Origin of the sequence: Streptomyces sp. AK02-01A (assembly GCF_033795305.1) — a bacterium.
In the GTDB taxonomy this organism is placed as follows: Bacteria; Actinomycetota; Actinomycetes; order Streptomycetales; family Streptomycetaceae; genus Streptomyces.
On the sequence record NZ_JARBAE010000020.1, the window covers coordinates 45,119 to 69,780 of the forward strand.

A 24,662-nucleotide genomic window follows, 5' to 3' on the forward strand; every position below is an offset into this window, starting at 1 on the left:
AGCGGAGGGCGGCCGTGACCGAGCCGCGGAACGACGAATCTCCCGACTGGCTCAGCGCCGCGGAGCTGGGCATGTGGCACGCGTTCCGCAACGGCGGCACGTACGACCTGAGCACGTCGGACCCGGCGCTGGACGATCCCTTCTCCGCGCCCGCCTGGGGCACGGAGCGCAGTGTGCGCGCCCGGGTCATCGCCCTGCTGCTGCTCAGCGGTCCGCCGGCGCTGCCCGGCCGGGTCGCGGCGCTCAAGCTCAGCGGGGTGCGGATCACCGGGACGCTCAATCTCGCGGGCGGCACGATAAACCCGTATGTCGAGCTGAACGACTGTCTCTTCGAGAACGAGGTGGTGCTGCCCGAGTCGCACTTCACCACGCTGCGCATGGTGGGCTGCGCGCTGCCCCGGCTGGAGGCCGCGCGGCTGCGCACCGAGGGCGATCTCCATCTGCCGCGCTGCAGGGTGGAGCGCGGCATCCGGCTCACCGACGCCCAGATCGGTACGGATCTGCTGATCAGCCAGATCCGGGTGCGTCCGGACCGGAAGGGCCGCGCGATCGCCGCCGACGGGCTGTGTGTCGCGCAGGATCTCCAGGCCGACCGGATCGAGACCTATGGCGAGGTCAGTCTCCGCGGCGCGAAGGTCGGCGTGTCGCTGAGCCTGCGCGGCAGCAGACTGCGCGCGGCGCGCGAGCTGCGGGCGCTGAACGCGCCGCGGCTGACGGTCGAGCGGACACTCCATATGACGGGCGCGTGGGTGACCGAGGAGACCGGCCCGGCGGGCACGACTCCTCCGCACGGCCTCACCTATCCGGCCGCACCGGGCGACGGCACCCGGCTGCGGCGCTTCGAATGCCGGGGCGGAGTGCGGCTGGACGACGGCCGGTTCGGCGACGCGGTCGATCTGGAACAGGCGCGGTTCACCATGACGGCCACGGAGGAGCTGTCGCTGCGCAGAATCGTCACACCCGAGCTGCGGTTCAAGTGCGAACGCGTCGAGGAGGGCCGGGTCGTGCTGAACGGCGCGAAGATCGTCACGCTGGTCGACATGTCGACGAGCTGGCCCGGTCCCGGCGGGCTCGCCATGGGCGGGCTGGTGTACGAGAACCTCGTACCGTTCGGGCATTTTCCGCTCGCCCGGCGGCTGGAGTGGCTGGCCGCGGCGACCCCTGAATACGCTCCCGAGCCCTACGAGCGGCTGGCACAGGTGCTGCGGAACAGCGGCGAGGACGCCGACGCCCGTGAGGTGCTGCTCGCCAAGCAGCGCCGGCGGCGCGAGACGATGCCGCTGGCGCCGAAGCTCTGGGGCTACCTCCAGGACTGGACGGTCGCCTACGGCTACCGGCCCGGACGGGCGGCGCTGTGGATGGCGGTGCTGTGGGGCGCGGGCACCGTCGCCTTCGACCTCCATCCGCCGCCGGCGCTCCACGCCGATCAGCATCCCGAGTGGAATCCGGCGCTCTACGCCCTGGATCTGCTGGTGCCGGTGATCAATCTCGGCCAGGACGGCTACTGGCGGCTGGAAGGCGGCTGGCAGTGGGCGGCGGCGGCGCTGATCCTGCTCGGCTGGGTTCTCGCCACAACGGTCGCCGCGGGCACCTCCCGTCTCCTGCGTCGCGGCTGAACCTGCTTTCTTTACTCTCCCTTGACTTCGGCCAGGACAACCTTTCCGCCCGATACGAAAGCTTCACAGCCACCCACTGGCGCGTCCGCGACCTGCGGTTTTCAATGGTCCGCACCATGTCATTGCTCCGCGCCCTGATCAGCACCGCGCGTATGGTCCGGCACACCCCGCAGCTCGCCGCCGGGCTGCCGCCGGACGACGCGGTGCTGCTCGACGCCCCCGACGGGCGGCTCGCTCCCGCGCTGGTCTCGGCCGCTCTCGGCGAGTACGAGAGCGCGGCGGAACTGCTCGCCACCACACGCGAATCAGCCGAGTGGGAGAACCGTGACCGCTATGTGACACGGCTCGCCGCCTTCGCCCACGGCCGTGACACATGGCTGGCCGCGTGGCTGCGCGCCGCGCCGCGTGACCCGGACGCGCTTCTCGTCAGGGCCGAACTGGCCGTCCGCAGGGCCTGGGAGTCACCGGCGCGCGCGGAACGGCTGCGGGAGACCGGCCCGCTGATCGACGCGGCGGCCGACGGCGATCCGCGCGATCCGGTGCCCTGGCGTATCGCGCTCGACCACGCGCGCGGCACCCACGCCGGCCACACCGCCTTCGAGTCGCTGTGGGCGCAGGCCGTGCGCCGCTCCTCGCACCACTACGGCTGCCATGTCGCGGCGCTGCAGTATCTGTCGGCGCAGTGGTACGGCTCGCACCGGGAGTGCTTCGACTTCGCCGAACAGGCGGCGCACGACGCCCTGCCCGGCTCCCTGGTGCGGGCGCTGCCCGTCCGGGCCGCGTTCACCCAGATACTGAACGGCGATCCGACCACGCCCGTGCAGGCGGACCGCATCGACGCGGCGGCCGATCTCGCGATCGCGGTCTCCGCCGAGTACGACGCCGGCGACCCCTGGCCGGCCGAGGTCCGCAATCTGCTGGCGTACGTGCTGGTGGGGCGGGGCCGCTGGACCGCCGCGCTGGAACAGTTCCGGCTGATCGGACCGTACGCGACCTCCTTTCCCTGGACCTCGGTCACCGACGATCCGCTCGGTCAGTTCCTTGAAACACGCGACGGCGTGCGGCTCCAGGTGGCCTCCGCGATGCCTTTGCGGAGCCGGGCCGACCGGAGAGGGCCCGGCGGCCATTACGCTTGACCGCTGTGACCACCGCACGCCTCCCTCTCTTCCCGCTGAACGCGGTGCTGTTCCCGGGCCTCGTCCTGCCGCTGAACGTCTTCGAGGAGCGCTATCGCGCGATGATGCGTGAGCTGCTCAAGACGGACGAGTCCGAACCGCGCCTGTTCGCCGTGGTCGCCATCCGCGACGGCCACGAGCTCGCGATGACCGCACCCGGGATGCCGGACCCGGCAGCCGCGCTCCACCGCGGCCCCGCCGCCGGCTTCGGTCCCGCGCCGCTCGACTCCTTCCACCCGGTCGGCTGTGTCGCCGACGCGGCGACGATCCGCGAGCGCCCGGACGGCAGCTTCGAGGTACTGGCCACCGGCACCACCCGGGTCCGGCTGCTCTCGGTCGACGCGAGCGGCCCGTATCTGACGGCCGAGACCGAGGAGTTGCCGGAGGAGACGGGAGACGGCGCCGGCGCGCTCGCCGAAGGCGTGATGCGGGCGTTCGTCAACTACCAGAAGAGACTGGCCGGAGCGCGCGAGCGCTCGCTCTCCACGAGCGACGAACTGCCGGACGAGCCCTCGGTGGTGTCCTATCTGGTCGCCGCGGCGGCCATGCTCGACACCGCGACGAGGCAGCGGCTGCTGGAGGCACCGGACGTCGCGGCCCGGCTGCGCGCGGAGCTGAAGCTGCTGCGCTCCGAGACCGCGGTGATCCGTCATCTCCCTTCGCTGCCCGCCGTGGATCTGACCCAGACACCGACCAGCCCCAACTGACACAAGGGACAAGCGCGTTGGCGAAGAAGGCCAAGAAACAGCAGCAGTCCGGCGGCACTCCGGCGACGGTCGCGCTGACGGCCGCCGGCACGGCGTACACCCTGCACGCGTACGAGCACGATCCCGCCTCGGCCTCCTACGGCGAGGAGGCGGCCGAGGCGCTGGGCGTCTCTCCGGACCGGGTCTTCAAGACCCTGGTCGCGGACGTCGACGGCGAGCTGACCGTGGCCGTCGTCCCGGTCGCCGGCTCACTGGACCTCAAGGCCCTCGCGGCGGCGGTCGGCGGCAAACGGGCGTCGATGGCGGACCCGGCGGCCGCGGAGCGTACGACCGGCTATGTCCGCGGCGGTATCTCTCCGCTCGGCCAGCGCAAGCGGCTGCGCACGGTCCTGGACGCCTCGGCCCAGACCCATCCGACGATCTGTGTCTCGGCGGGCCGCCGCGGTCTGGAGGTCGAACTGTCCCCGGCGGACCTGGCGGCGCTCACGGCGGCGGTGCTGGCTCCCATCGGCCGCGCCTGACACCGGCTACTTCTCCGGGCCGCCCCACGCCCTGTTGTTCTCCTCGCCGGGCCGGGGACCGTACGCCGTGCCCCAGTCCCATTCCGGCTCCGGGTCCCGCGGGCCGAACAGGGCCGTCAGTGCCAGATGGACCACCATCGCGGCGACCGGCCACGCCAGCAGCGCGCCCTTCGCGTTCAGTTCGAGCGGCGCGTCGAAGGTGACTCCTTTGCCCGCCGCCCTGGCGTGCGCCACCACGTCCGAGGTGGGACCGAGCCACGCGCCGAACTGCCAGGCCAGCAGCCCGCCGAGCACTCCGCCCAGCGCCAGGCCCACCACCAGTCCGACACCGCCGCGTTTGCGGAACACCAGGAAGACCAGTGCGGCGCTGACCGCGCCGAAGGCGAGGGCCAGCAGCGCGAACGTACCGTCCGCGCCGATCGCCTCCTCGCCCTCCGTGTCCTTGAGGAAGACCGCCGTGTCGTCCGAGATCAACGGGATGCGCGGCGCCAGCCACAGCCACAGCAGGCCGAGCGCCACGCCCGCCACCGCGACCGCCACCGTCACCAGGACGGCCTGGCGTACCTCGGTCTTCATGTCGGGGCCCTCCTTCGCCGCGGCGAGGGAAGCGGGGTGTGATCCCCCGTCCTCCGGCGTCTGCCAGGGGTCGTGCGGCGGCTGGTGGGGCGGCGTCAGAGGTGCGGTCACTCCGCCATCGTGCCAGGCCCGGCCAGGGGCCGCCTCACCGGACCGCTGCCCGCCGGTACGCCCAGGTCGCGACGGCCAGCGAGAAGACGCCGACAGCCGCGCAGACCGCGAGGTCGAGACCGACGGCGGCCCAGTCGGGATGCGCGTCGAACGTACGGGCGAGCGCCTCGACGCCATAGGTGGACGGCAGCAGATCCCGCGCGTACGCGACCGGTCCCGGCAGCCGGTCCGCCGGCAGCACACCCAGCAGCAGCGCCGCGGACATCCCGAGCTGGCCGAGCAGAGTGGCCAGCTCCTGGCGCGGCGCCAGCAGGCCGAGCGCTCCGCCCAGACCCGCGAGGGCCGCGCCGGCCAGCGGAATGACCGCGGCCAGCACCCACAGATGGGTCAGGGGCAGATCGAAGAGCACGCTTCCCGCGACGGCGGTGACGGCCGTCCCCGGCACCGTGAAGGAGGCGTACGCACCGGCCGTACCGAGCACCACCGCGGCGGGCGGCACGGGCAGCGTGGCGTAGTGGTCGAGGCCTCCGCCGGCCCGTAGCTGGCCGAAGTACTGAGCGAGCAGATTGAGCGCCACGAACGCGACGACAAGCACACTCGACCCGGCGACGACGGCCCGTGCCTCGTCACCGCCGTCGACGACGCCGCGCATCAGGACCATGATCCCGACGGACTGGAAGGTCGCGACGAAGAGCAGCGGTATCCGGGCGACCCGGGCCCGGGAGAGCTGGGCGCGGTAGACGGCGGCGAGCGAGGGCAGCAGCCGGGCCCTGGGCGCGAGGGGCGCGGGCGCGGCGGCCGTCCCGGCCGGGCTCTCTCCTGCCGTCCGGACGCTGCCGGCCACGGCCTCCACAGGCACGATGCTCACCTGGCGCTGCTCCTCGTTCGGTACGGGCGGGTGCGGGCCACGTTACGGCGCGGAGGTGCGGCCGTCCGGCCCCACGGTGTCATGGAGTGGTCCGGGGCCGCCGTACCGCTCCGGGCGCCGCCCGGAGCGCCGCTCACGCTTTCACCAGCCCCGGCGCACGGCCGCCGAGCGCCAGATAGACGTCCTCCAGGCTGGGCGTGGCCAAGGTGAAGTCGTCCAGTGCCGCGAAGGCCGCGCCGCCGGTCACCGCGGCGACCGCCGCGCGTGCCTCGTCCGGGGCGAGCCGCAGGACCCAGCGCCGTCCCGACTCCTGGGCGGAGCCGCGCAGGGCCGCGACCTCGGGCACGTCGAGCGGCGCGCGCTCACGCCACACCAGCTCGACCCGTACCTCACCGGCGACCTGTTCCTTGAGGCCGGACGGGGTGTCGCAGGCGATGACCTTGCCGCGCTCCAGCACGGCGACCCGGTCGAGCACGGTCTCGGCCTCGATGACGTTGTGCGTGACGAGCAGTACGGTCGCGCCGTGCTCGGCCCGCCGCCGGTCCACGGCGGCCCACACCGCGCGCCGCGCGACGGGGTCCATACCGGTGGTGGGTTCGTCGAGGACGAGCACGGGCCGCTCTCCCACCAGCGCGGCGGCGAAGCAGGCCAGCCGCCGCTGGCCGCCGGAGAGCTTCTTCAGAGGACGCCCGGCGATCTCGGTGAGACCCAGCTCGGCGAGCACCGTGTCGCGCTCGGCCCGCGCGGCGCGCAGCGCGAGTCCGCGCAGCCGGCCGGTGGTCTCGGCGGCGAGGGCGACGGTCAGCTCGTCGAGCGCGGTCGATTCCTGGCCGAGGTAGCCGATGAGCCGGGAGGCCCGCTCGGGATGGCGCACCAGATCGTGGCCGAGGACCTCGACGGTGCCGGAGTCGGGCCGCATCAGGCCGGTGAGCTGTCGCACGAGCGTCGACTTGCCGGCGCCGTTGGGTCCGAGCAGGCCGAAGATCTCGCCGCGCCGCACATCGAGGGAGATCCCGTCGGTGGCGCGTACCTCCGGCATCCCGCCGGCACCGCGTCTGCCGCGCGCGGCGGGGTACGTCTTGACCAGATCGCGCACCACGCACACCGTACTCACGAGGGACGAGCCTACGGGGTCCGGCCGGCAGGCCCCATTTCGGGTCCCACGCCCCGGAGGCGGACCGAGCCGCGAAAAAGCGGCCCGGCGGGCCTCACTCCGCCGTGGACGCGTGATCCGCGGCCGCCCTGACGTCGATCTCGCGCCAGAAGCCGGCCCGGATCGCATAGCGGTCGTGCTCGTCGATCTGGTCGTCCTTGTGTGCCAGCAGTCCGAAGCGCGCCGCGTAGCGCAGCAGCTCGCCGTCGATACGGTGCGGGACGCGCGGGTACATCACGGACAGTCTCTGGACATGGTTCGCGTCCGGCAGCCGTTCCATCCAGCGGCGGGCGAAGACCTGTCCGACCTCGAAGGGGTCGCCGCCGACGGCGGTGATGTCCTCTTCGCGGTCGGCCCAGCGCTGCTCGGCGCTGGTGAGCTGGGCGAGCGTGGGCAGTGTGGCGGTCTCCGGCGGCTCGCCACCGACACCGCCCGGGCGCTCGACCCAGCCCTTGTCGGAGGACCAGCGGAGCGTCGCGCCCGCCGGCTGCTGGGCGGGCGGCGGGGATCCGGGGCCGCGCAGGCTCGCGAGGTCCTTGGGCGTGGGGACGCCCTTGGTACCCGAAGGGACGGGATGGGCCTCCGAGCCGTGCTGCTCCGGCGGGGCCGACGAGCCGTTGCGCGCGGCCGGGGACTGGGCCTCCGCCGCGCGCTCGGCGGAGGCGGCGAGCGCCGACTCGGGCAGCGGGGCGGAGAGGATCGCCGCGATTTCCGGCCGCGGGGCCGGCGGCGGCGCGCAGACGCCGGTCAGTTCCTTGGCACGGACGGCCTTGGTGATCCAGGCCCGGTCGAGCACGCGCCGTTCGTCGGCCTCGGCGACCAGGTCCTCGGACTGGTTGTAGTCGCCGTCGGCGGCCTGTACCGCCCAGAGGTGGACGGCGACGCCATGCTCCTTGGCGGACATCAGACCGGGCAGCAGATCGCCGTCTCCGGTCACCAGCACCACATCCGAGCAGGCGCGGTTTCTGGCCAGTTCGGTCAGTTCCGCGTGCATGGCCGCGTCGACGCCTTTCTGCGCCCAGCGGCCGTCGCTGCGGGTGAGAGCGCCGAGCCGTACGGTGACCCGCGACATGACGCGCAGCCGCCGGTGCTCGGGCTGCGGGACCCGGTCGGGAGCGCCGTCGAACCAGTAGATGCGCAGCAGCGGCTGTTCCGTATCGGCTTCCGCGCGCTCGCGCAGGCCCTGGATGAGTGCGGTGTGGTCGACGGTGATACGGGAACGGGCCGGTTCTCCGGCGAGGAGACTCGCGGCGGCGCCCAGCAGATAGCCGGCGTCCACCAGGACGACGCAGCGGTCCACGTGTTCCACCTTCTTTCGGGAACCTCGGGATCATCGGAAGTTGCTTCGGGTTTCCTTCGAGTCTGCCCGACGGCAACAGGCTTAACGTCCGGAACTCGATCATCGGCGTGGCGTATCTCCGGACAACGCGCTGACAGGCTCCCACTACACACGGCAATGATCCAAAATGCGACTGTTCAAACCCTATGTGACTCTGAACGCGGTCCTGGCCGCTAATCCGCGCAGGAGGCACATCATGGCCAAGAACAAGAACCGAGATCGCAATAAGCAGCAAAGCCGGTCGGCCGTCCAGCGGGGCGCCGAGCAGGCGAAGTCCTCCATGGAGGACCAGGCTGAGCAGATGCAGTCGAGGATCGCGCCGGCGGAAGCTCCTCACAAGGGGCGGCAGAAGCGTTTCGGCCACAACTGACGCGCGGGGAACCAGAGAAACATCAGATGAGTGAGGGGCACGCCCGATTCCGGGCGTGCCCCTCACTTGTCCGGGGCCTGCTCTGTGCCCCTTTATCCGGTTGTCTATCCGGTTGTCGGGATGGATTATCCGGTATCCGGTTGTCCGGATGGATTACCCGGCCAGACAGGACGGGCCGAGCAGGACTTTCAGATCACCGAAGAGCGCCGGGTCGGGCTGTACCCGGTGCCGGTCGAGCCGGAGCACCGTGGTCTTCTGCGCGCCCTGGAGCTTGATCCTCACCTCGGAATTGCCGCGGTGGTGGCTGAGGATCTCGCCGAGCCTGCTGACCATCGGCGGCGTGACCTTCACCGTGGGGATGGTGATGGTGACGGGCGCGTTGGTCCCGGCGGACGACAGGTCCGGGACGGCCAGCTCCATCGCGACGAGCCGCGGCACGTCCTCGCGCTTGTCGAGACGTCCCTTGACGAAGACGACGGTGTCCTCGACGAGCTGGGTGGAGACGAGCTGGTAGGTGGCGGGGAAGAACATGCACTCGATGGAGCCGGCCAGGTCCTCGACCGTGGCGATCGCCCAGGCGTTGCCCTGCTTGGTCATCTTGCGCTGCAGGCCGGAGATGATGCCGCCGATGGTGACGACCGCGCCGTCCGCGTGCTCACCTCCGGTGAGCTGGGAGATCGCCGCGTCGGACTTGTCGGACAGCACATGCTCGATACCGAAGAGCGGATGGTCGGAGACATAAAGCCCGAGCATTTCGCGTTCCTGCGCGAGCAGATACGCCTTGTCCCATTCGACGTCGGAGAATTCCACGTCGAGTCCGAAGCCCGGCTCGCTGGTTTCCTCCTCGCCCATGCCGCCGAAGAGGTCGAACTGTCCCTCGGCCTCCTTGCGCTTGACCTGCACCACGTTGTCGATCATCGGCTCGTGGTGGGCGACCAGCCCCTTGCGGGTGTGACCCATCTCGTCGAAGGCACCGGCCTTGATGAGCGATTCCACGGTGCGCTTGTTGCAGACGACCGCCTCGACCTTGTCGAGGAAGTCGGGGAAGCTGGAGTATTTGCCCTTCGCCTTGCGGCAGCGGATGATCGAGTCCACCACGTTCTGTCCGACGTTCCGCACGGCCGTCAGACCGAAGAGGATCACGTCGTCGCCCTGCGCGGCGAAGTTCGCCTGGGATTCGTTCACATTGGGCGGCAGCACCTTGATGCCCATGCGGCGGCACTCGTTCAGATAGACCGCGGACTTGTCCTTGTCGTCCTTGACCGAGGTCAGCAGGGCCGCCATGTATTCGGCCGGGTAATTCGCCTTGAGATAGGCGGTCCAGTAGGTGACCAGTCCGTACGCGGAGGAGTGCGCCTTGTTGAAGGCGTATCCGGCGAACGGGACCAGGACGTCCCACAGGGCCTGGATCGCCTCGTCCGAGTAGTTGTTCTTCTTGGCGCCGGCCTGGAACAGGACGAAGTTCTTCGCCAGCTCGTCGGCCTTCTTCTTGCCCATGACGCGGCGGAGGATGTCGGCCTCGCCGAGGGAGTAGCCGGCGATGATCTGCGCGGCCTTCTGCACCTGCTCCTGGTACACGATCAGGCCGTGGGTGAGGCCGAGGACCTCCTTGAGAGGCTCCTCCAGCTCCGGGTGGATCGGCGTGATCTCCTGCTGGCCGTTCTTGCGCAGCGCGTAGTTCGTGTGCGAGTTCATGCCCATCGGGCCCGGCCGGTACAGGGCCGAGACGGCGGAAATGTCCTCGAAGTTGTCCGGCTTCATCAGCCGCAGCAGCGAACGCATCGGCCCGCCGTCGAACTGGAAGACACCGAGCGTGTCTCCCCGGCAGAGCAGTTCGTATGTCTTGGGGTCGTCCAGCGGCAGCGCGAGCAGGTCGAGGGCGACGCCCTTGTTGGCCTTCACCATCTTGACGGCGTCGTCCATGATCGTGAGGTTGCGCAGACCCAGGAAGTCCATCTTCAGCAGGCCGAGCGACTCACAGCTCGGATAGTCCCACTGGGTGATGGTGACGCCGTCGGTGTGCCTGACCCAGACCGGGACATGGTCGGTGATCGTCTCGCTGGACATGATCACGCCGGCGGCGTGCACACCCATCTGCCGGACCAGGCCCTCGACACCCTTGGCGGTGTCGATGACCTTCTTCACATCCGCCTCGTTCTCGTACATCCCACGGATCTCGCCGGCCTCGCTGTAGCGCGGGTGCTTGGGATCGGTGATGCCGTTGAGATCAATGCCCTTGCCCAGGACATCGGCGGGCATCGCCTTGGTCAGCCGGTCACCCATGGCGTACGGATAGCCCAGCACACGCGCGGAGTCCTTGATCGCGTTCTTGGCCTTGATCTTGCCGTATGTGCCGATCATGGCGACCTTGTCGGCGCCGTACTTCTCCGTGACGTACCGGATGACCTCACCGCGCCGGCGCTCGTCGAAGTCGATGTCGACATCGGGCATCGAGATGCGCTCGGGGTTGAGGAACCGCTCGAAGATCAGACCGTGTTCGATCGGGTCGAGGTCGGTGATGCCCATCGCGTACGAGACGATCGAACCGGCGGCGGAACCACGGCCGGGACCGACCGCGATGCCGTTGTTCTTCGCCCACATGATGAAGTCGGCCACCACCAGGAAGTATCCGGGGAAGCCCATCTCGATGATGATGCCCATCTCGTACTCGACCTGCTTCTGCCGGTCGTCCGGGATGCCGTTCGGATAGCGGCGGGCCATGCCGCGCATGGTCTCTTCCTTGAACCAGGTGACCTCGGTGAAGCCTTCCGGCACCTCGAACTTGGGCATCAGGTTCCGCTCCTGGAACATGCCCTCGGTGTCGATCTGCTGCGCGACCAGCAGGGTGTTGGCGCAGCCTTCCTGCCAGGCGTCGGAGGAGTCCACCGCGTACATCTCGTCCGTGGACTTGAGGTAGTAGCCGGTGCCGTCGAAGCGGAAGCGGTCCGGGTCGGAGAGGTTCTTTCCGGTCTGGATGCACAGCAGCGCGTCGTGCGCGGTCGCCTCGTTCGCGTAGGTGTAGTGCGAGTCGTTGGTGACCAGCGGCGGGATGCCGAGCTTCTTGCCGATCTCCAGCAGCCCGTCCCTGACCCGGCGCTCGATCTCGATGCCGTGGTCCATCAGCTCCAGGAAATACCGGTCCTTGCCGAAGATGTCCTGGTACTCGGAGGCGGCCTTCAGCGCCTCGTCGACCTGGCCGAGCCGCAGCCGTGTCTGCAGCTCACCGGAGGGACAGCCCGTCGAGGCGATCAGGCCCTCGGACCACTGGGCGATGGTCTCCTTGTCCATCCGGGGCCATTTCTGCAGCCAGCCCTCCGCGTACGCGTCGGAGGAGAGCCGGAACAGATTGTGCAGCCCGGTCTTGTTCGCCGCCCAGATCGTTTTATGGGTGTAACCACCGGAACCGGAGACGTCGTCCCGCTTCTGGTGCGGCTGGCCCCACTGGATCTTCCGTTTGTTCCGCCGGGACTCCGGCGCCACATACGCCTCGATGCCGATGATCGGCGTCACATCCGCCTTCTTCGCCTGATGGAAGAAGTCATAGGCGCCGTGCAGATTGCCGTGGTCGGTCATGGCGATGTGCGACATGCCCATGTCCTTGCAGGCCTTGAACATGTCCCCCAGCCGCGCGGCACCGTCCAGCAGCGAGTACTGGGTGTGGACATGCAGGTGCGTGAACGGCGGCTTGGTCACGGTGGGAGCCTCCAGCGAGCGTACGGAACGGTCTTTCCCGGGGGCAACACCCCGGACCCCCGGGCCGCAGAGAGTCTGGGGGGACAGCGTGGAAGTCTACGTCTCAGGACTGACAGCCGACGGGCACTCGCGACTAGCGTCGTGCGTTGCGAGTAGCGTCGTGCGTTGCCTCTCCGACGATGCCCCGGCATCGTCCCTGAGGCGAGCCCACGCACCCGTCCTGTACGTCCGACCCTGTTCCCCGACCCGATTTGTCATGCGCCAGGAGGCACCCAGCGATGTCGGTCCCGCGACCCGTTGAAGAAGCTGACGAGCAGCGCGGCGAGGAGATCCTCGCCGTTTTCGACACCGCCTTCGGTGAGCTTCTGGGGGCCGATCCAGCGGCCTTCCGGGTGAAGTTCCGGAAGATGGCGGCCTCCGCGTTCGCCTTTTACCGGGGCACGGCGCCCCTGTTCTACTCCGACCTGGAGCGGGAGCGCTCCAGCAGCGGAGCCGGCGCGTTCCTGGACGAGCGCACCAGCAGGGTGTGGATCCACGGCGATCTGCACGCGGAGAACTTCGGCACGTACATGGATGCCAACGGCCGGCTGATCTTCAACGTCAACGACTTCGACGAGGCGTACATCGGCCCCTTCACCTGGGACCTGAAGCGCCTCGCCGCCTCTCTCGCGCTGATCGGCTACACCAAGGCCCTCAGCGACGAACAGATCACCGAGCTGGTGGAGATCTACGCGGGCGCCTACCGCGAGCGGATCCACGCGCTGGCGACCGGCGCCAAGAACGACGAGGTACCGCCGTTCACCCTGGACACGGCCCAGGGCCCGCTTCTCACCGTGCTCCGCTCGGCCCGCTCGCTGACCCGGTTCGGCCTGCTCGACTCGATGACCGAGATCCGCGAGTTCGAGCGGCGCTTCGCTCCGGGCGGCGGCTCCATCGAGCTGGACGCGGCCACCCGGTACAAGATCCTCGCGGCCTTCGACGGCTATCTGGAGACGCTTCCCGAGTCGAGCCTGACCCGGCCCGACTCGTACCGCGTGAAGGATGTCGTCGGCCGGCGCGGCGTCGGTATCGGTTCCGCGGGGCTGCCCTCGTACAACATCCTGCTGGAGGGCAACAGCGACGCGCTGGAGAACGACGTCGTGATCTATATGAAGCAGGCGCAGATCCCGGCGGTCTCCCGGCACATCACCGACAGCGCCGTGCGGGAGTACTTCCAGCACGAGGGCCACCGCACGGTGATCTCGCAGCGGGCGCTGCAGGCCCACGCCGATCCGTGGCTGGGCTGGACCGAGCTGGACGGCAGCGGCCAGCTCGTGGCGGAGATCTCACCGTACGCGGTGGATCTGGACTGGTCCGATCTCGACGACCCGGAGGAGATCGCCGCGGTCGTCGCCGACCTCGGCCGGGCCACGGCCACGATGCACGCGGCGGCGGACGACGACAGCGGCCACTCGCTGGTGCCGTTCTCCACCGAGCGGGCCATCAACGCGGCGATCGCCGCCGACGAGGACGGTTTCGCCGAGCTGCTGGTGGACTTCGCGCACTCCTACGGCGCGCGGGCCAGAGCCGACCACCAGATCTTCGTCGACCTGTTCCGCAACGGCCGCCTGGGATAGCCGGCCGGGCCTTTAAGGACCGCTTACCGGGGGTCATGGCACACTCGGCGACGATGGACATCTCGGGGACGCGGCTCAGAGCGGCGCGGGCAGCACTGTTCACGGCGGTGGTCGTGACGCTGTCCGCGGGCTCCCATGTGCTGCTGTCCCAGGCCCCGCTGCCGCTGTCCGTCGTCGCCGCGCTCAGCGCCGTGGTGTTTTTCCTCGCCTACGCGGCGGCGGGCAGGGAGCGCGGCTTCTGGCGGATCGCCGCGCTGCTCGTCCCGCTTGAACTGGCCGCGGACACCGTCTTCACCAGCGGCCAGCAGGTCTGTTACGGCCCGGCCGGCGGACCCGTCGCGGGATCGCTGCGCTCGTTCGGCTTCGATGTCCTGTGCGGCAGTGGATTCGGGACGCCGCTGCCCGGTGTGGTCTCCTCCGAGTCCACCGGGGCCGCTCTGCTGAACTCCACCGATCCGGCCCTCCCGTGGCTGCTGCTCGCCGTCCACGTGTCGATCGGGCTGCTCGCCGCGGCCTGGCTGCGGCACGGCGAGGCCGCGCTGGCCGGTCTGGTGCGGACCGTGGCGGCGGCCGCCTTCCGGCCGCTGCTGATCGCGTTCGCCGCGGCCGGGTCGGTCCGCGGCGCCGTACGGCTCGGCGCGCCGGCCACGGGCCGCCCGCGCCCGTCCCGTACGCGTCTCCTTGTGCACTCCGTGGGACGGCGGGGACCGCCGCGTCTCGCGCTCGGCTCTGTCTGAGCCGGCGCCTCCCCGCGTACATCCCTGATCATCAGCACCTCACACGGAGTGAAGAGTCATGAGCGCACGCAACAACCAGACCAGCAAGGCCGCCGCCCGCGAACGGCTGCGCGAGGAGCGCGAGCGGCAGGCGAAGAAGGACAAGGTCCGCCGGCAGCTCGTCGTCATCGGCTCGGCCGTCGTGGTCCTGGCGATAGCCGGCGGCGTGGGCTTCGCCGTCGTACAGAACAACAAGCCCTCGCACTGGGAAGCGATGAAGGACGAGACGAACGTCGTCGCCCCGAAGAACACCGAGGGCACCGACGGCACGACCGTCGTCCTCGGCAAGGCGGACGCCAAGAAGACACTCGAACTGTACGAGGACTCCCGCTGCCCGATATGCGCGAGCTTCGAGCAGACGGTCGGCCCGACGGTCCTGAACGACATCGACGCCGGCAAGTACAAGGTGAAGTACGTCGGGGCGACCTTCATCGACAACTCCGACAACGGCACCGGCTCGAAGAACGCCCTGTCCGCGCTGGGCGCGGCGCTCAATGTGAGCCCCGACGCCTTCCTCCAGTACAAGACCGCGCTGTACTCGACGAAGTACCACCCGGAGGAGAGCACGGACAAGTTCGCCGACGACAGCTATCTGATCAAGGTGGCCGACTCGGTGAACTCGCTCAAGGGCAACAAGGCGTTCCAGCGGGACGTGCGCGACGGCACGTACGACGCCTGGGCCATGAAGATGTCCGCCGCCTTCGACAAGAGCGGCGTGCAGGGCACTCCGACGTTCAAGATGGACGGCAAGACGCTCACCGCCGAGGGCAGTCAGAATCCGCCGATGACGGTGGCCGAGTTCAACGCCGCGATCACCAAGGCCCTCGCCGCGTAGACCACCGGACCGGCGCGGTCATCTCCGACGGGCAGGCGAACCGATGTGTTCGCCTGCCCGTCGCCGCGTCCCGGCTCAGAGCGATTCGATGAAGGCGAGCCCGATCCGCCAGGTCTCCTCGGCGGCGGCCTCGTCGTAGTCCGGCAGCTCCGGGTCGGTGTACAGATGTCCCGCGCCCGGATAGCGGTAGATCTCCACATCGGCGCCCACCTGGCCCATCCGGAGATACCAGGCGGTCAGCCAGTCATGTGTCTCGAACGGATCCGGGTCGGCCACATGCAGTTGTACGGGCAGCTCGTCGACGGACGCGTTCTCGGCGATGTCGGACGTGCCGTGCAACAGCAGCAGACCGCGCGCCTTGTCGTCGCCCAGCGCCAGGTTCTGCGCGATGGAGCCGCCCAGCGAGAGGCCCGCGTAGAGCAGGCCGCGCTCCGAGTACGGCGCCGCGGCCAGGACCGCGCGCCGGAGCAGCTCGTCCTTGCCGATCTTGTCCTTCAGCGCCATGCCCTCCTCGACGGTGTCGGCGGTCTGCCCCTCGAAGAGGTCGGGCACGCGCACGTCATGCCCAGCGGCACGCAACCGGTCGGCGACCGCGTGCACGGCTGGGCGCAGACCGTAGACCGAGTGGAAAAGCATGATGTCCATCCGGCCATCCTGCCAGCACCCGCCGGAGCCACCGAGGGAGCCATGGAGAACGTACTGCGCCCGCTGACCGTGCTCGGCGGCTCGGTCCTGGAAACGGCGCGCATCCGTCCGTCGCCGCCGAGAGCGCCGCGCCGCCGCGCACCGGCCGCGGCTGACCGGCGGTCTCAGCGCATGCTGCGCACGTCGAGATGGCGCAGAACGCGGTCCACCACCTCCGGGTCCACGCCTGGTTCGTTGCGCGCCGACAGGACCTCGTGGCGGGCCGCCGACATCATGTCGCGCTGGACGCGCTGGACGGTCCTGACCCGGTCCGCCCGCTTGGTGAACCACTCGCGCCGCTCGTCGTCGACGATGTCGGGGCTGATCCGCGCGCCGATGTCGAAGGCTCCGCGCTGCAACCGCTCGCTGATGTCCTCCGGCAGATCCTCGACGTCCTCGATCTCCCGGAGCCGCCGCCTGGCCGCTCTCGCCGCGCGCACGGCGAGCGAGTGTTCCAGCTCCCGCTCGGCGTCGGCGTCCGCCCGTACGCCGAGCCGCCGCACCAGCCAGGGCAGGGTCAGGCCCTGGAAGACCAGCGTGGTCACGATGACCGCGAACGCGATGTAGATGATCTCCTCCCGGCCGGGAAACGGCTCTCCGCTGTCGGTCCTGAGCGGGATCGCCAGCGCCAGCGCGACCGAGGCCACTCCGCGCATCCCGGCCCACCACATCACCACGGTCTCGCGCCAGCCGAGCGGGATGTCCTCGTCGTAGTCGCGGAGCGTGTGCATCCGCTTGGCCAGCCAGGTCGCCGGCAGCAGATACATCAGCCGTACGCCCACGACCACACCGACCACCGCCGCGCCCCAGCCCAGGAGTTGGAACTCCCGGCCGGCCGCCGCGCTGACGGCGTTGTGGAGTTCGAGTCCGATGAGCCCGAAGGCGACGCCGGTCACCAGCGTGTCGACGATCTGCCAGAAGGCGTTGCCGGCCAGCCTTCCCATGACGTCGTCGGCGTCCGCCGTGTGCTCGGCGAGATAGAGCGCGGTGGTGAGGACGGCGAGCACACCCGATCCCAGCAGCTCCTCCGCCAGGACGTAACTGGCGAACGGCACCAGCAGCGTCAGACCGATCTGCAGCGTCGCGTCCCCGAGCAGGGACATCAGGTGGTTGGAGAGCCAGCCGAGCGCGAGTCCCACCGCCACCGCCACCACCGCGGAGAGCACGAGCGTCCCGACCGCCTCCGGCCAGGAGAACGTTCCGCTGACGGCCGCCGCGATGGCCACGTGGTAGAGCACGATCGCGGTGACGTCGTTGAAGAGTCCCTCGCCCTCCAGGATCGAGACCAGCCGCCTGGGCAGCCCGAGGGAGCCGGCGACGGCGGTCGCGGCCACCGGGTCCGGCGGAGCGACAAGCGCGCCCAGCGCGACCGCGGCGGCGATCGGCAGTCCCGGCACGATGGAGTTGGCCACCCAGGCCGCGGCGGCCGTCGTCACGAAGACCAGCGCGACCGCGAGCAGGAAGATGGGGCGCTTGTTGGCCGCGAACTGCCGCCAGGACGTGCGCTGCACGGCGGCGTACAGCAGCGGCGGCAGCAACAGCGGAAGGATGAAGTCCGGCGGAATCTGGACGTCCGGTACAAAGGGCAGCAGCGCGAGCGCGATCCCCACCAGGGTCATCAGCACCGGTGGCGGCAGCCGCAGACGCTCGCCGAGAGGCACCGTGACCACCGCTCCGAGCAACAGCACGAGCAGCAGCGCGAGCTGGTCCACGGGCGTCCTCCGGCGGTCGAGAGGCGGGCGTTGGTGATCAAGGGCCCCAGCCTGCCACGCGACTCATCCGAATCCGGCCAACGGACGACCCGGACTCAGCCGGCCGGTACCGCTCGCGCGACGCCGGCCAACCGCCGAACCGCTACAGCGCGCGCCGCATCGACCGGTGCGCGATGCCCGCGTCCAGGAACTCGGGTCCGTACGCCTCGTACCCCAGCCGTTCGTAAAAACCCAGCGCGTGCGACTGGGCGTGCAGATCCACCACCGTGAGACCGCGCCCGCGCGCCGCCTCCTCGATCGCGCGCACCAGCGCCGCGCCGACGCCGCGGCCCCGGGCCGCCGCGCCGACCGCCAGCCGGCCCAGCGAACCGACGGCCGGATCCCCGCCGGTCCGGTCGGCCGCGCCCGGTCCGTACAGCAGCCGGCCGGTGCCCAGCGGCAGCCCGTCGTCGCGGACGGCCAGCACCTGGACGGCGTCGCCGTCACGGCCGTCGTACTCGATGTCCTCGGGCACCCGCTGTTCGACGACGAAGACTTCCTTGCGCACGGCGAAGCACGCCTCGATGTCCGCCGGATCCACCGCGACTCGTACCGTGTATCCCGGAGAGCCGGAAGACCCCGAAGATCCGAACGTTTCAGAAGAGCCGGATTCGCCGCTTCTGGCCGTACTCATACGTTGCTCTCCGCCCTGACCGTGTCCAGCGCGCCCTGGAGATCCGCCGGATACGTGCTGGCGAACTCCACCCACCGCCCGTCCGCCGGGTGTTCGAAGCCGAGACGCACCGCGTGCAGCCACTGCCGGGTCAGTCCCAGCCGCTTCGCCAGTGTCGGATCGGCGCCGTAGGTGAGATCGCCCACGCACGGGTGGCGGTGGGCCGACATATGCACCCGGATCTGATGCGTACGGCCCGTCTCCAGCTTGATGTCCAGCAGGGAGGCCGACCGGAACGCCTCGATCAGGTCGTAGTGCGTGACCGACGGCTTGCCCTCGGCGGTGACGGCCCACTTGTAGTCATGGTTCGGATGGCGGCCGATCGGAGCGTCGATGGTCCCGCTCATCGGATCCGGGTGGCCCTGCACCAGCGCGTGGTAGCGCTTGTCGACGACGCGCTCCTTGAACTGCGCCTTGAGCAGGGTGTAGGCCCGCTCCGACTTGGCCACGACCATCAGCCCGGAGGTGCCCACGTCCAGCCGGTGCACGATGCCCTGCCGCTCGGCCGCGCCGGAGGTCGAGATCCGGTAGCCGGCCGCGGCCAGACCGCCGATGACTGTCGTACCGGTCCAGCCGGGGCTCGGATGCGCGGCCACTCCGACCGGCTTGGCGATCACCACGAGATCGTCGTCGTCGTGCACGATCTCCATGCCCTCGACCGGCTCGGCCACGATCTGTACGGGCGCGGCCGCCTCGGGCATCTCCACCTCAAGCCAGGCCCCGCCGTTCACCCGCTCGGACTTTCCGACGACGGCGCCGTCGACCAGGACCTTCCCGGAAGCGGCCAGATCGGCCGCCTTCGTCCGGGAGAACCCGAACATACGGGCGATGGCGGCGTCGACGCGCTCGCCTTCCAGGCCATCGGGCACGGGCAGCGTTCTGATCTCGGGAAAGCTCACCCGTCGAGTATGCCTTGTCAGTCCTTGTGGACGGTCCCGTCGGGGTCCAGCCCCCGGAACGACAGCAGCACGATCAGGACACCGCCGCAGACGATCGCGGAGTCGGCGAGATTGAAGACCGCGAAGTGCGACGGCGCGATGAAGTCCACGACGGCGCCGCGGAACACTCCCGGCGCGCGGAAGATCCGGTCGGTGAGATTGCCGAGCGCGCCACCGAGCAGCAGACCGAGCGCGATCGCCCACGGCAGGCTGTAGAGCTTGCGTGCCAGCCGGGCGATCACCACGATCACCGTCGCCGCGATGATCGTGAAGATCACCGTGAACGCCTCGCCGATGCCGAAGGCCGCACCCGGGTTCCGTACCGCCTCGAACCTCAGCAGATCGCCGACGACATTGATCGGCTCGTGGTGCTCCAGCCTGGCCACCACAAGCATCTTGCTGCCGAGATCCAGCAGATAGGCCACGACCGCGACGCCGAAGAGCGCCAGGATCCTGCGCCTTCCCCGGGGCCGCTCGGCGGAAGCCACAGCCTGGTCGTCAACATCCGGCGTACCGATGCCGCGCTCCGCCTCTGCCACGTGAGTCCCTCAACCTAGGTGCCTGAATGAGGACGAGGGTACGGCACACGCGTACGCGTTCAGCCACGCCGTTCCTGCTTCTGCTTGTCCTCCACACAGAGTGTGGCGCGCGGGAACGCCTGCATCCGGGCCTTTCCGATCGGATTGCCGCAGATCTCGCAGAGTCCGTACGTCCCCGCGTCGAGCCTCAGCAGCGCCCGCTCGGTCTGTTCCAGCATCTCGCGGGCGTTGGCCGCCAGCGCCATCTCGTGCTCACGCGTGATGTTCTTGGTACCGGTGTCCGCCTCGTCGTCACCGGCGCCGTCGCCGGAGTCCCGCATCAGTCCGGCCAGCGAGGTCTCCGACGAGGTGATCTCGGCGTTCAGCCGGGCGATCTCGCCTTCCAGCTCGGCCCGCGCGGCCGCGACCTCCTCCGGGGTCCATGGCTCCTCGCCCGGCCGTACCGCGAGCTCCCCCGGGGTCGTCGCGGCGGCGGCGCGCGCCGTGGGAACCGCTGTCGCGGCCGCCGCGGCGCCCTTACCGGCAGCGGTGTTCCTGCCGCCCGTACTCTTCTTCGCTGCCACCGTCTTGGCTCCCGTCTGCTTCGCGGCCTGGGCCGCCCCCTCGGCCGCGGACGCGGCCTTCTTCGCGGTTTCGCCGGCGGCGGCCCGGTCGGGTACCGCCCGCTCGGCCGCGGACTTCTTCGCAGGTGCCCTGCTCGCCGGCGCCTTCTTCGCGGCCGTCTGCTTCTGGGCCGTCTGCTTCTGGGCCGTCCGTTTCGCCGCCGTCTTCTCGGCCGGTGTCTTCTTCGTCTTCTTCGCCGCGGTCGCCTTCTTCGCGGCGGACTTCTTCGCCACCATGCCGCGGCCCCTTCACATAGTGTGATCTTGCGCGCGAATCGTGGTGGGACGATAAATCGACCCCGGCCCCGCGGCAAACGGGGCACGCCGCCGTTTCGGCCCTCCCCATGCGATGACAAGACAAGCCTGCATCCGTTGTGCCCAGCGCGCCGCCCGGTAATCCGCCTCCGGTGCGACCACCCCCCTGCGCCGGGGCCGGAGTAACCGTTCGGGTCATGCGTTCGGCCGTACGGCAGCTCCGTGAAAACCGGTCGGCCGCGCCCCGCCCGGCCCCGTACACTGGGCCGAGCGAGAGGCGTGGATGGGGACGAGTAGCGTCGTACGCGGCCATGAGCGACCCGGGGACGGTGAGAGCCCGGGGGCGAGCGCGAAGCGAAGGATCACCCCGGAGCCGCCGGAAGAAAGTCCACGGTGCGCCGAGGACGAGTAGAACCGGCAGCGCGACCCCAATGAGGGGGCCGCGGGTGGTGTACACCCGGGGCCAAGGAGGGTGGTACCGCGGGAGCCCAGCTCTCGTCCCTCCGACGGAGATGCCAGAGTTCCGCCGGAGGAAGCGCCTCATGACACCAGTGAACCCGACCCAGTACCGCCAGGTGCCCGCCCAGGTCGACCTGCCCGCGCTGGAGCACGCCGTGCTCGATTTCTGGCGCGATCACAAGGTCTTCGACAAGTCCCTCGAACAGTCCGAGGGCCGTCCCGAGTGGGTCTTCTACGAGGGCCCGCCCACCGCCAACGGAATGCCGGGCGCGCACCACATCGAAGCCCGCGTGTTCAAGGACGTCTTCCCGCGCTTCCGCACCATGCGCGGCTACCACGTCGCGCGCAAGGCCGGCTGGGACTGCCACGGCCTGCCGGTGGAGCTGGCCGTGGAGAAGGAGCTGGGCTTCAACGGCAAGAAGGACATCGAGGCGTACGGCATCGCCGAGTTCAACGCCAAGTGCCGTGAGTCCGTGACCCGGCACACCGACGCCTTCGCCGAGCTGACGACCCGCATGGGGTACTGGGTCGATCTGGACGACGCCTACCGCACGATGGACCCGGAGTACGTCGAGTCCGTCTGGTGGTCGCTGAAGGAGATCTTCAACAAGGGCCTGCTGGTCCAGGACCACCGGGTGGCGCCCTGGTGTCCGCGCGACGAGACCGGTCTCTCCGACCACGAGCTGGCGCAGGGCTACGAGACGATCATCGACCCGTCGGTCTTCGTCCGCTTCCCGCTCACCTCGGGACCGCTCGCGGGCGAGGCCGCGCTGCTGGTCTGGACGACCACGCCCTGGACCCTGGTCTCGAACACCGCCGTCGCCGCGCACCCCGATGTCACCTATGTCGTCGCGACGAACGGCGAGGAGAAGCTCGTCGTCGCCGAGCCGCTGCTGGGCAAGGCGCTGGGCGAGGGCTGGGAGACCACCGGCGAGTCCTTCTCCGGCCGCGAGATGGAGCGCTGGACATACGACCGTCCCTTCACGTTCGTCGACTTCCCGGTCGGTACCGAGGCGCACTACGTCGTCAACGCCGAGTACGTCACGACCGAGGACGGCACGGGTCTGGTCCACCAGTCGCCGGCCTTCGGTGAGGAGGACCTCAAGGTCTGCCGCGCCTACGGGCTGCCGGTGGTGAACCCGGTCCGTCCCAACGGCACCTTCGAGGAGGACGTCCCGCTGGTCGGCGGGGTCTTCTTCAAGAAGGCCGACGAGGCGCTCACCGAGGACCTGCGCGAGCGCGGGCTGCTGTTCCGGCACGTTCCGTACGAGCACAGCTATCCGCACTGCTGGCGCTGCCACACCGCGCTGCTCTACTACGCGCAGCCGTCCTGGTACATCCGTACGACGGCCATCAAGGACCGGCTGCTGGACGAGAACGAGAAGACCAACTGGTTCCCGGACTCGGTCAAGCACGGCCGGTACGGCGACTGGCTGAACAACAACGTCGACTGGGCGCTGTCCCGCAACCGCTACTGGGGCACTCCGCTGCCCATCTGGCGCTGTGAGGACAACCACCTCACCTGTGTCGGTTCGCGCGCCGAGCTGAGCGACCTGACGGGCACGGACCAGTCCGCGCTCGACCCGCACCGCCCGTACATCGACGAGGTCACCTTCGCCTGTCCGGACTGCGGGCAGACGGCGACACGCGTCCCCGAGGTCATCGACGCCTGGTACGACTCGGGTTCGATGCCGTTCGCGCAGTGGGGCTATCCGTACAAGAACAAGGAGCTGTTCGAGAAGCGCTATCCGGCGCAGTTCATCTCGGAGGCGATCGACCAGACACGCGGCTGGTTCTACACGCTGATGGCGGTCGGCACGCTGGTCTTCGACAAGTCGTCCTACGAGAACGTCGTCTGCCTCGGCCACATCCTCGCCGAGGACGGCCGGAAGATGTCCAAGCACCTCGGCAACATCCTCCAGCCGATCCCGCTGATGGACCAGCACGGCGCGGACGCGGTCCGCTGGTTCATGGCGGCCGGCGGCTCGCCGTGGGCGGCCCGCCGGGTCGGCCACGGCACGATCCAGGAGGTCGTCCGCAAGACGCTGCTGACGTACTGGAACACGGTCGCCTTCCAGGCCCTGTACGCGCGTACGTCGGACTGGGCGCCGAGCGAGGCCGATCCGGCGCCGGCCGACCGGCCGATCCTCGACCGCTGGCTGCTGAGCGAGCTGCACGCGCTGGTCGACCAGACCACTCAGGCCATGGAGACGTACGACACCCAGCGCACCGGCAAGCTGCTCTCGGCCTTCGTGGACGACCTGTCCAACTGGTACGTCCGCCGTTCGCGCCGCCGCTTCTGGCAGGGCGACAAGGCGGCGCTGCGCACGCTGCACGACGTGGTCGAGACCGTCACGCGACTGATGGCTCCGCTGACCCCGTTCATCACCGAGCGGGTCTGGCAGGACATGGTCGTACCGGTGACGCCGGACGCGCCGGAGTCGGTGCATCTCGCCGGCTGGCCCGAGGCCGATCTCACGGCGATCGACCCGGCGCTCTCCCAGCAGACGGCGCTGGTACGGCGGCTGGTGGAGCTGGGCCGGGCGACGCGGGCCGAGTCGGGAGTGAAGACCCGTCAGCCGCTGTCCCGCGCGCTCATCGCGGCGACGGGCTTCGAGGCCCTCTCCGCCGAGCTGCGCGCCCAGATCACCGAGGAGCTGAACGTCTCGTCCCTGGCCACGCTCTCCGAGGTGGGCGGATCGCTCGTCGACACGACGGCCAAGGCGAACTTCCGCGCGCTGGGCAAGCGCTTCGGCAAGGGCGTCCAGGCCGTGGCCAAGGCGGTCGCGGAGACGGACGCGGCGGCGCTGTCCGCCGCGCTGCGCGACGGTACGGCCGCGGTGACCGTGGACGGCGAAACGGTCTCGCTCGCTCCCGACGAGGTGATCATCACGGAGACACCGCGTGAGGGCTGGTCGGTCGCCTCCGACTCGGGTGCGACGGTCGCCCTGGATCTGGAGATCACTCCGGAGCTGCGGCTGGCGGGGCTGGCGCGTGACGCGATCCGGCTGATCCAGGAGGCCCGCAAGAACAGCGGCCTGGATGTCGCGGACCGTATCGCCGTGCGCTGGATCACAGCGGCCGACGAGACGGCGGAGGCCCTGGACGCGCACGCCGAGCTGGTCGCCGACGAGGTCCTGGCGCTGGACTTCGCGACGGGCGAGGCGGACGACTCGTACGGCGAGCCCTTCACCGACGAGGGCCTGTCCCTCACCTTCCGCCTCCGCAAGGCGTAACCCGGACCCAAGGGCCCGCTTCCCGGCCAACCGGGGAGCGGGCCTTCGTGGTTCCCGCTCCGGCACGGTCCCGGCGGGCGGGACACGGGCAGGCAAAAGGGCTGGGCCCGGGGTTCTCACCCCGGGCCCAGCCCTCTCAGCCTGCCGACGGCTACGCGTTGTTCACGCG

The 24,662-nt window shown here is 70.0% G+C and carries 20 protein-coding genes; 9 read left to right on the plus strand and 11 right to left on the minus strand.

Annotation, left to right across the window (positions count from 1 at the left end):
* Window positions 1–71 precede the first annotated feature (71 nt).
* The 4 genes from PV679_RS19700 to ybaK all read left to right on the plus strand — a co-directional run bounded on the left by PV679_RS19700 (window position 72) and on the right by ybaK (window position 4,019).
* Window positions 72–1,616, plus strand: coding sequence for an oxidoreductase (locus PV679_RS19700; protein ID WP_416069757.1), 1,545 nt, complete (start codon window positions 72–74; stop codon window positions 1,614–1,616).
* Between the two features lie 104 nt (window positions 1,617–1,720).
* The gene (locus tag PV679_RS19705) at window positions 1,721–2,752 is read left to right on the plus strand and encodes a hypothetical protein (RefSeq protein ID WP_319681628.1); all 1,032 of its coding nucleotides are present in this window, start codon (window positions 1,721–1,723) and stop codon (window positions 2,750–2,752) included.
* A gap of 5 nt (window positions 2,753–2,757) precedes the next feature.
* Window positions 2,758–3,498: an LON peptidase substrate-binding domain-containing protein gene (locus PV679_RS19710; protein ID WP_319681629.1), complete on the plus strand. Its 741-nt coding sequence runs from the start codon at window positions 2,758–2,760 to the stop codon at window positions 3,496–3,498.
* 17 nt (window positions 3,499–3,515) lie between these two features.
* Window positions 3,516–4,019, plus strand: a complete 504-nt coding sequence (gene ybaK / locus PV679_RS19715) for a Cys-tRNA(Pro) deacylase (RefSeq protein ID WP_319681630.1) — start codon at window positions 3,516–3,518, stop codon at window positions 4,017–4,019.
* Between the two features lie 6 nt (window positions 4,020–4,025).
* Here the strand turns inward: ybaK and PV679_RS19720 are convergent, their stop codons facing one another.
* From PV679_RS19720 to PV679_RS19735, 4 genes are all read right to left on the minus strand, one after another.
* Window positions 4,026–4,706, minus strand: a complete 681-nt coding sequence (locus tag PV679_RS19720; RefSeq protein ID WP_319681631.1) for a hypothetical protein — start codon at window positions 4,704–4,706, stop codon at window positions 4,026–4,028.
* Window positions 4,707–4,740: 34 nt separating this feature from the next.
* Window positions 4,741–5,574: an ABC transporter permease gene (locus tag PV679_RS19725; protein ID WP_319681632.1), complete on the minus strand. Its 834-nt coding sequence runs from the start codon at window positions 5,572–5,574 to the stop codon at window positions 4,741–4,743.
* A gap of 133 nt (window positions 5,575–5,707) precedes the next feature.
* Window positions 5,708–6,679, minus strand: a complete 972-nt coding sequence (locus tag PV679_RS19730) for an ABC transporter ATP-binding protein (protein WP_319681700.1) — start codon at window positions 6,677–6,679, stop codon at window positions 5,708–5,710.
* Window positions 6,680–6,782: 103 nt separating this feature from the next.
* The gene (locus PV679_RS19735) at window positions 6,783–8,036 is read right to left on the minus strand and encodes an NYN domain-containing protein (RefSeq protein ID WP_319681633.1); all 1,254 of its coding nucleotides are present in this window, start codon (window positions 8,034–8,036) and stop codon (window positions 6,783–6,785) included.
* Between the two features lie 226 nt (window positions 8,037–8,262).
* Here PV679_RS19735 and PV679_RS19740 point away from each other — a divergent pair, with 226 nt between their 5' ends.
* The gene (locus tag PV679_RS19740; RefSeq protein ID WP_319681634.1) at window positions 8,263–8,436 is read left to right on the plus strand and encodes a hypothetical protein; all 174 of its coding nucleotides are present in this window, start codon (window positions 8,263–8,265) and stop codon (window positions 8,434–8,436) included.
* A 153-nt stretch (window positions 8,437–8,589) separates the two neighbouring features.
* On the opposite strand, the gene dnaE is transcribed toward PV679_RS19740, so the two are convergent.
* Complete coding sequence (dnaE, locus tag PV679_RS19745; protein WP_319681635.1) at window positions 8,590–12,129, minus strand: DNA polymerase III subunit alpha; 3,540 nt, start codon at window positions 12,127–12,129, stop codon at window positions 8,590–8,592.
* Between the two features lie 278 nt (window positions 12,130–12,407).
* Between dnaE and PV679_RS19750 the strand changes: the two genes are divergently transcribed.
* From PV679_RS19750 to PV679_RS19760, 3 genes are read left to right on the plus strand one after another with little or no spacing between them, the layout of a single operon-like run.
* Window positions 12,408–13,745: a DUF2252 domain-containing protein gene (locus tag PV679_RS19750; protein WP_319681636.1), complete on the plus strand. Its 1,338-nt coding sequence runs from the start codon at window positions 12,408–12,410 to the stop codon at window positions 13,743–13,745.
* Between the two features lie 53 nt (window positions 13,746–13,798).
* The gene (locus PV679_RS19755) at window positions 13,799–14,482 is read left to right on the plus strand and encodes a hypothetical protein (RefSeq protein ID WP_319681637.1); all 684 of its coding nucleotides are present in this window, start codon (window positions 13,799–13,801) and stop codon (window positions 14,480–14,482) included.
* Between the two features lie 58 nt (window positions 14,483–14,540).
* Window positions 14,541–15,356: a DsbA family protein gene (locus tag PV679_RS19760; RefSeq protein WP_319681638.1), complete on the plus strand. Its 816-nt coding sequence runs from the start codon at window positions 14,541–14,543 to the stop codon at window positions 15,354–15,356.
* Between the two features lie 75 nt (window positions 15,357–15,431).
* Here PV679_RS19760 and PV679_RS19765 read toward each other — a convergent pair whose 3' ends face one another.
* From PV679_RS19765 to PV679_RS19790, 6 genes are all read right to left on the minus strand, one after another.
* Window positions 15,432–16,001: a dienelactone hydrolase family protein gene (locus tag PV679_RS19765; RefSeq protein ID WP_319681639.1), complete on the minus strand. Its 570-nt coding sequence runs from the start codon at window positions 15,999–16,001 to the stop codon at window positions 15,432–15,434.
* Between the two features lie 164 nt (window positions 16,002–16,165).
* Window positions 16,166–17,752 carry a Na+/H+ antiporter gene (locus PV679_RS19770; RefSeq protein WP_319681640.1) on the minus strand — a complete coding sequence of 529 codons (1,587 nt, stop codon included), beginning with the start codon at window positions 17,750–17,752 and terminating at the stop codon, window positions 16,166–16,168.
* A 142-nt stretch (window positions 17,753–17,894) separates the two neighbouring features.
* Window positions 17,895–18,332: a GNAT family N-acetyltransferase gene (locus PV679_RS19775; protein WP_319681641.1), complete on the minus strand. Its 438-nt coding sequence runs from the start codon at window positions 18,330–18,332 to the stop codon at window positions 17,895–17,897.
* 89 nt (window positions 18,333–18,421) lie between these two features.
* Window positions 18,422–19,363 (minus strand): RluA family pseudouridine synthase, encoded by a 942-nt coding sequence (locus tag PV679_RS19780; protein ID WP_319681642.1) that lies wholly within the window; start codon window positions 19,361–19,363, stop codon window positions 18,422–18,424.
* 17 nt (window positions 19,364–19,380) lie between these two features.
* Window positions 19,381–19,941 (minus strand): signal peptidase II, encoded by a 561-nt coding sequence (lspA, locus tag PV679_RS19785; protein WP_319681643.1) that lies wholly within the window; start codon window positions 19,939–19,941, stop codon window positions 19,381–19,383.
* 59 nt (window positions 19,942–20,000) lie between these two features.
* Window positions 20,001–20,780, minus strand: a complete 780-nt coding sequence (locus PV679_RS19790) for a TraR/DksA family transcriptional regulator (RefSeq protein ID WP_319681644.1) — start codon at window positions 20,778–20,780, stop codon at window positions 20,001–20,003.
* A gap of 560 nt (window positions 20,781–21,340) precedes the next feature.
* Here PV679_RS19790 and ileS point away from each other — a divergent pair.
* A complete protein-coding gene (gene ileS / locus PV679_RS19795) occupies window positions 21,341–24,493 on the plus strand; it encodes an isoleucine--tRNA ligase (protein ID WP_319681645.1) in 3,153 nt (1,050 codons plus the stop codon).
* Window positions 24,494–24,662 lie beyond the last annotated feature (169 nt).

Bases quoted from the DNA above. Each gene is read 5' to 3' on its own strand.
- PV679_RS19750 (WP_319681636.1), top strand. From the start codon at position 12,408: ATGTCGGTCCCGCGACCCGTTGAAGAAGCTGACGAGCAGCGCGGCGAG.
- ileS (WP_319681645.1), top strand. From the start codon at position 21,341: ATGACACCAGTGAACCCGACCCAGTACCGCCAGGTGCCCGCCCAGGTC.
- PV679_RS19740 (WP_319681634.1), top strand. From the start codon at position 8,263: ATGGCCAAGAACAAGAACCGAGATCGCAATAAGCAGCAAAGCCGGTCG.
- PV679_RS19700 (WP_416069757.1), top strand. From the start codon at position 72: ATGTGGCACGCGTTCCGCAACGGCGGCACGTACGACCTGAGCACGTCG.
- PV679_RS19755 (WP_319681637.1), top strand. From the start codon at position 13,799: ATGGACATCTCGGGGACGCGGCTCAGAGCGGCGCGGGCAGCACTGTTC.
- PV679_RS19790 (WP_319681644.1), bottom strand. From the start codon at position 20,780: ATGGTGGCGAAGAAGTCCGCCGCGAAGAAGGCGACCGCGGCGAAGAAG.
- PV679_RS19760 (WP_319681638.1), top strand. From the start codon at position 14,541: ATGAGCGCACGCAACAACCAGACCAGCAAGGCCGCCGCCCGCGAACGG.
- PV679_RS19705 (WP_319681628.1), top strand. From the start codon at position 1,721: ATGGTCCGCACCATGTCATTGCTCCGCGCCCTGATCAGCACCGCGCGT.
- PV679_RS19765 (WP_319681639.1), bottom strand. From the start codon at position 16,001: ATGGACATCATGCTTTTCCACTCGGTCTACGGTCTGCGCCCAGCCGTG.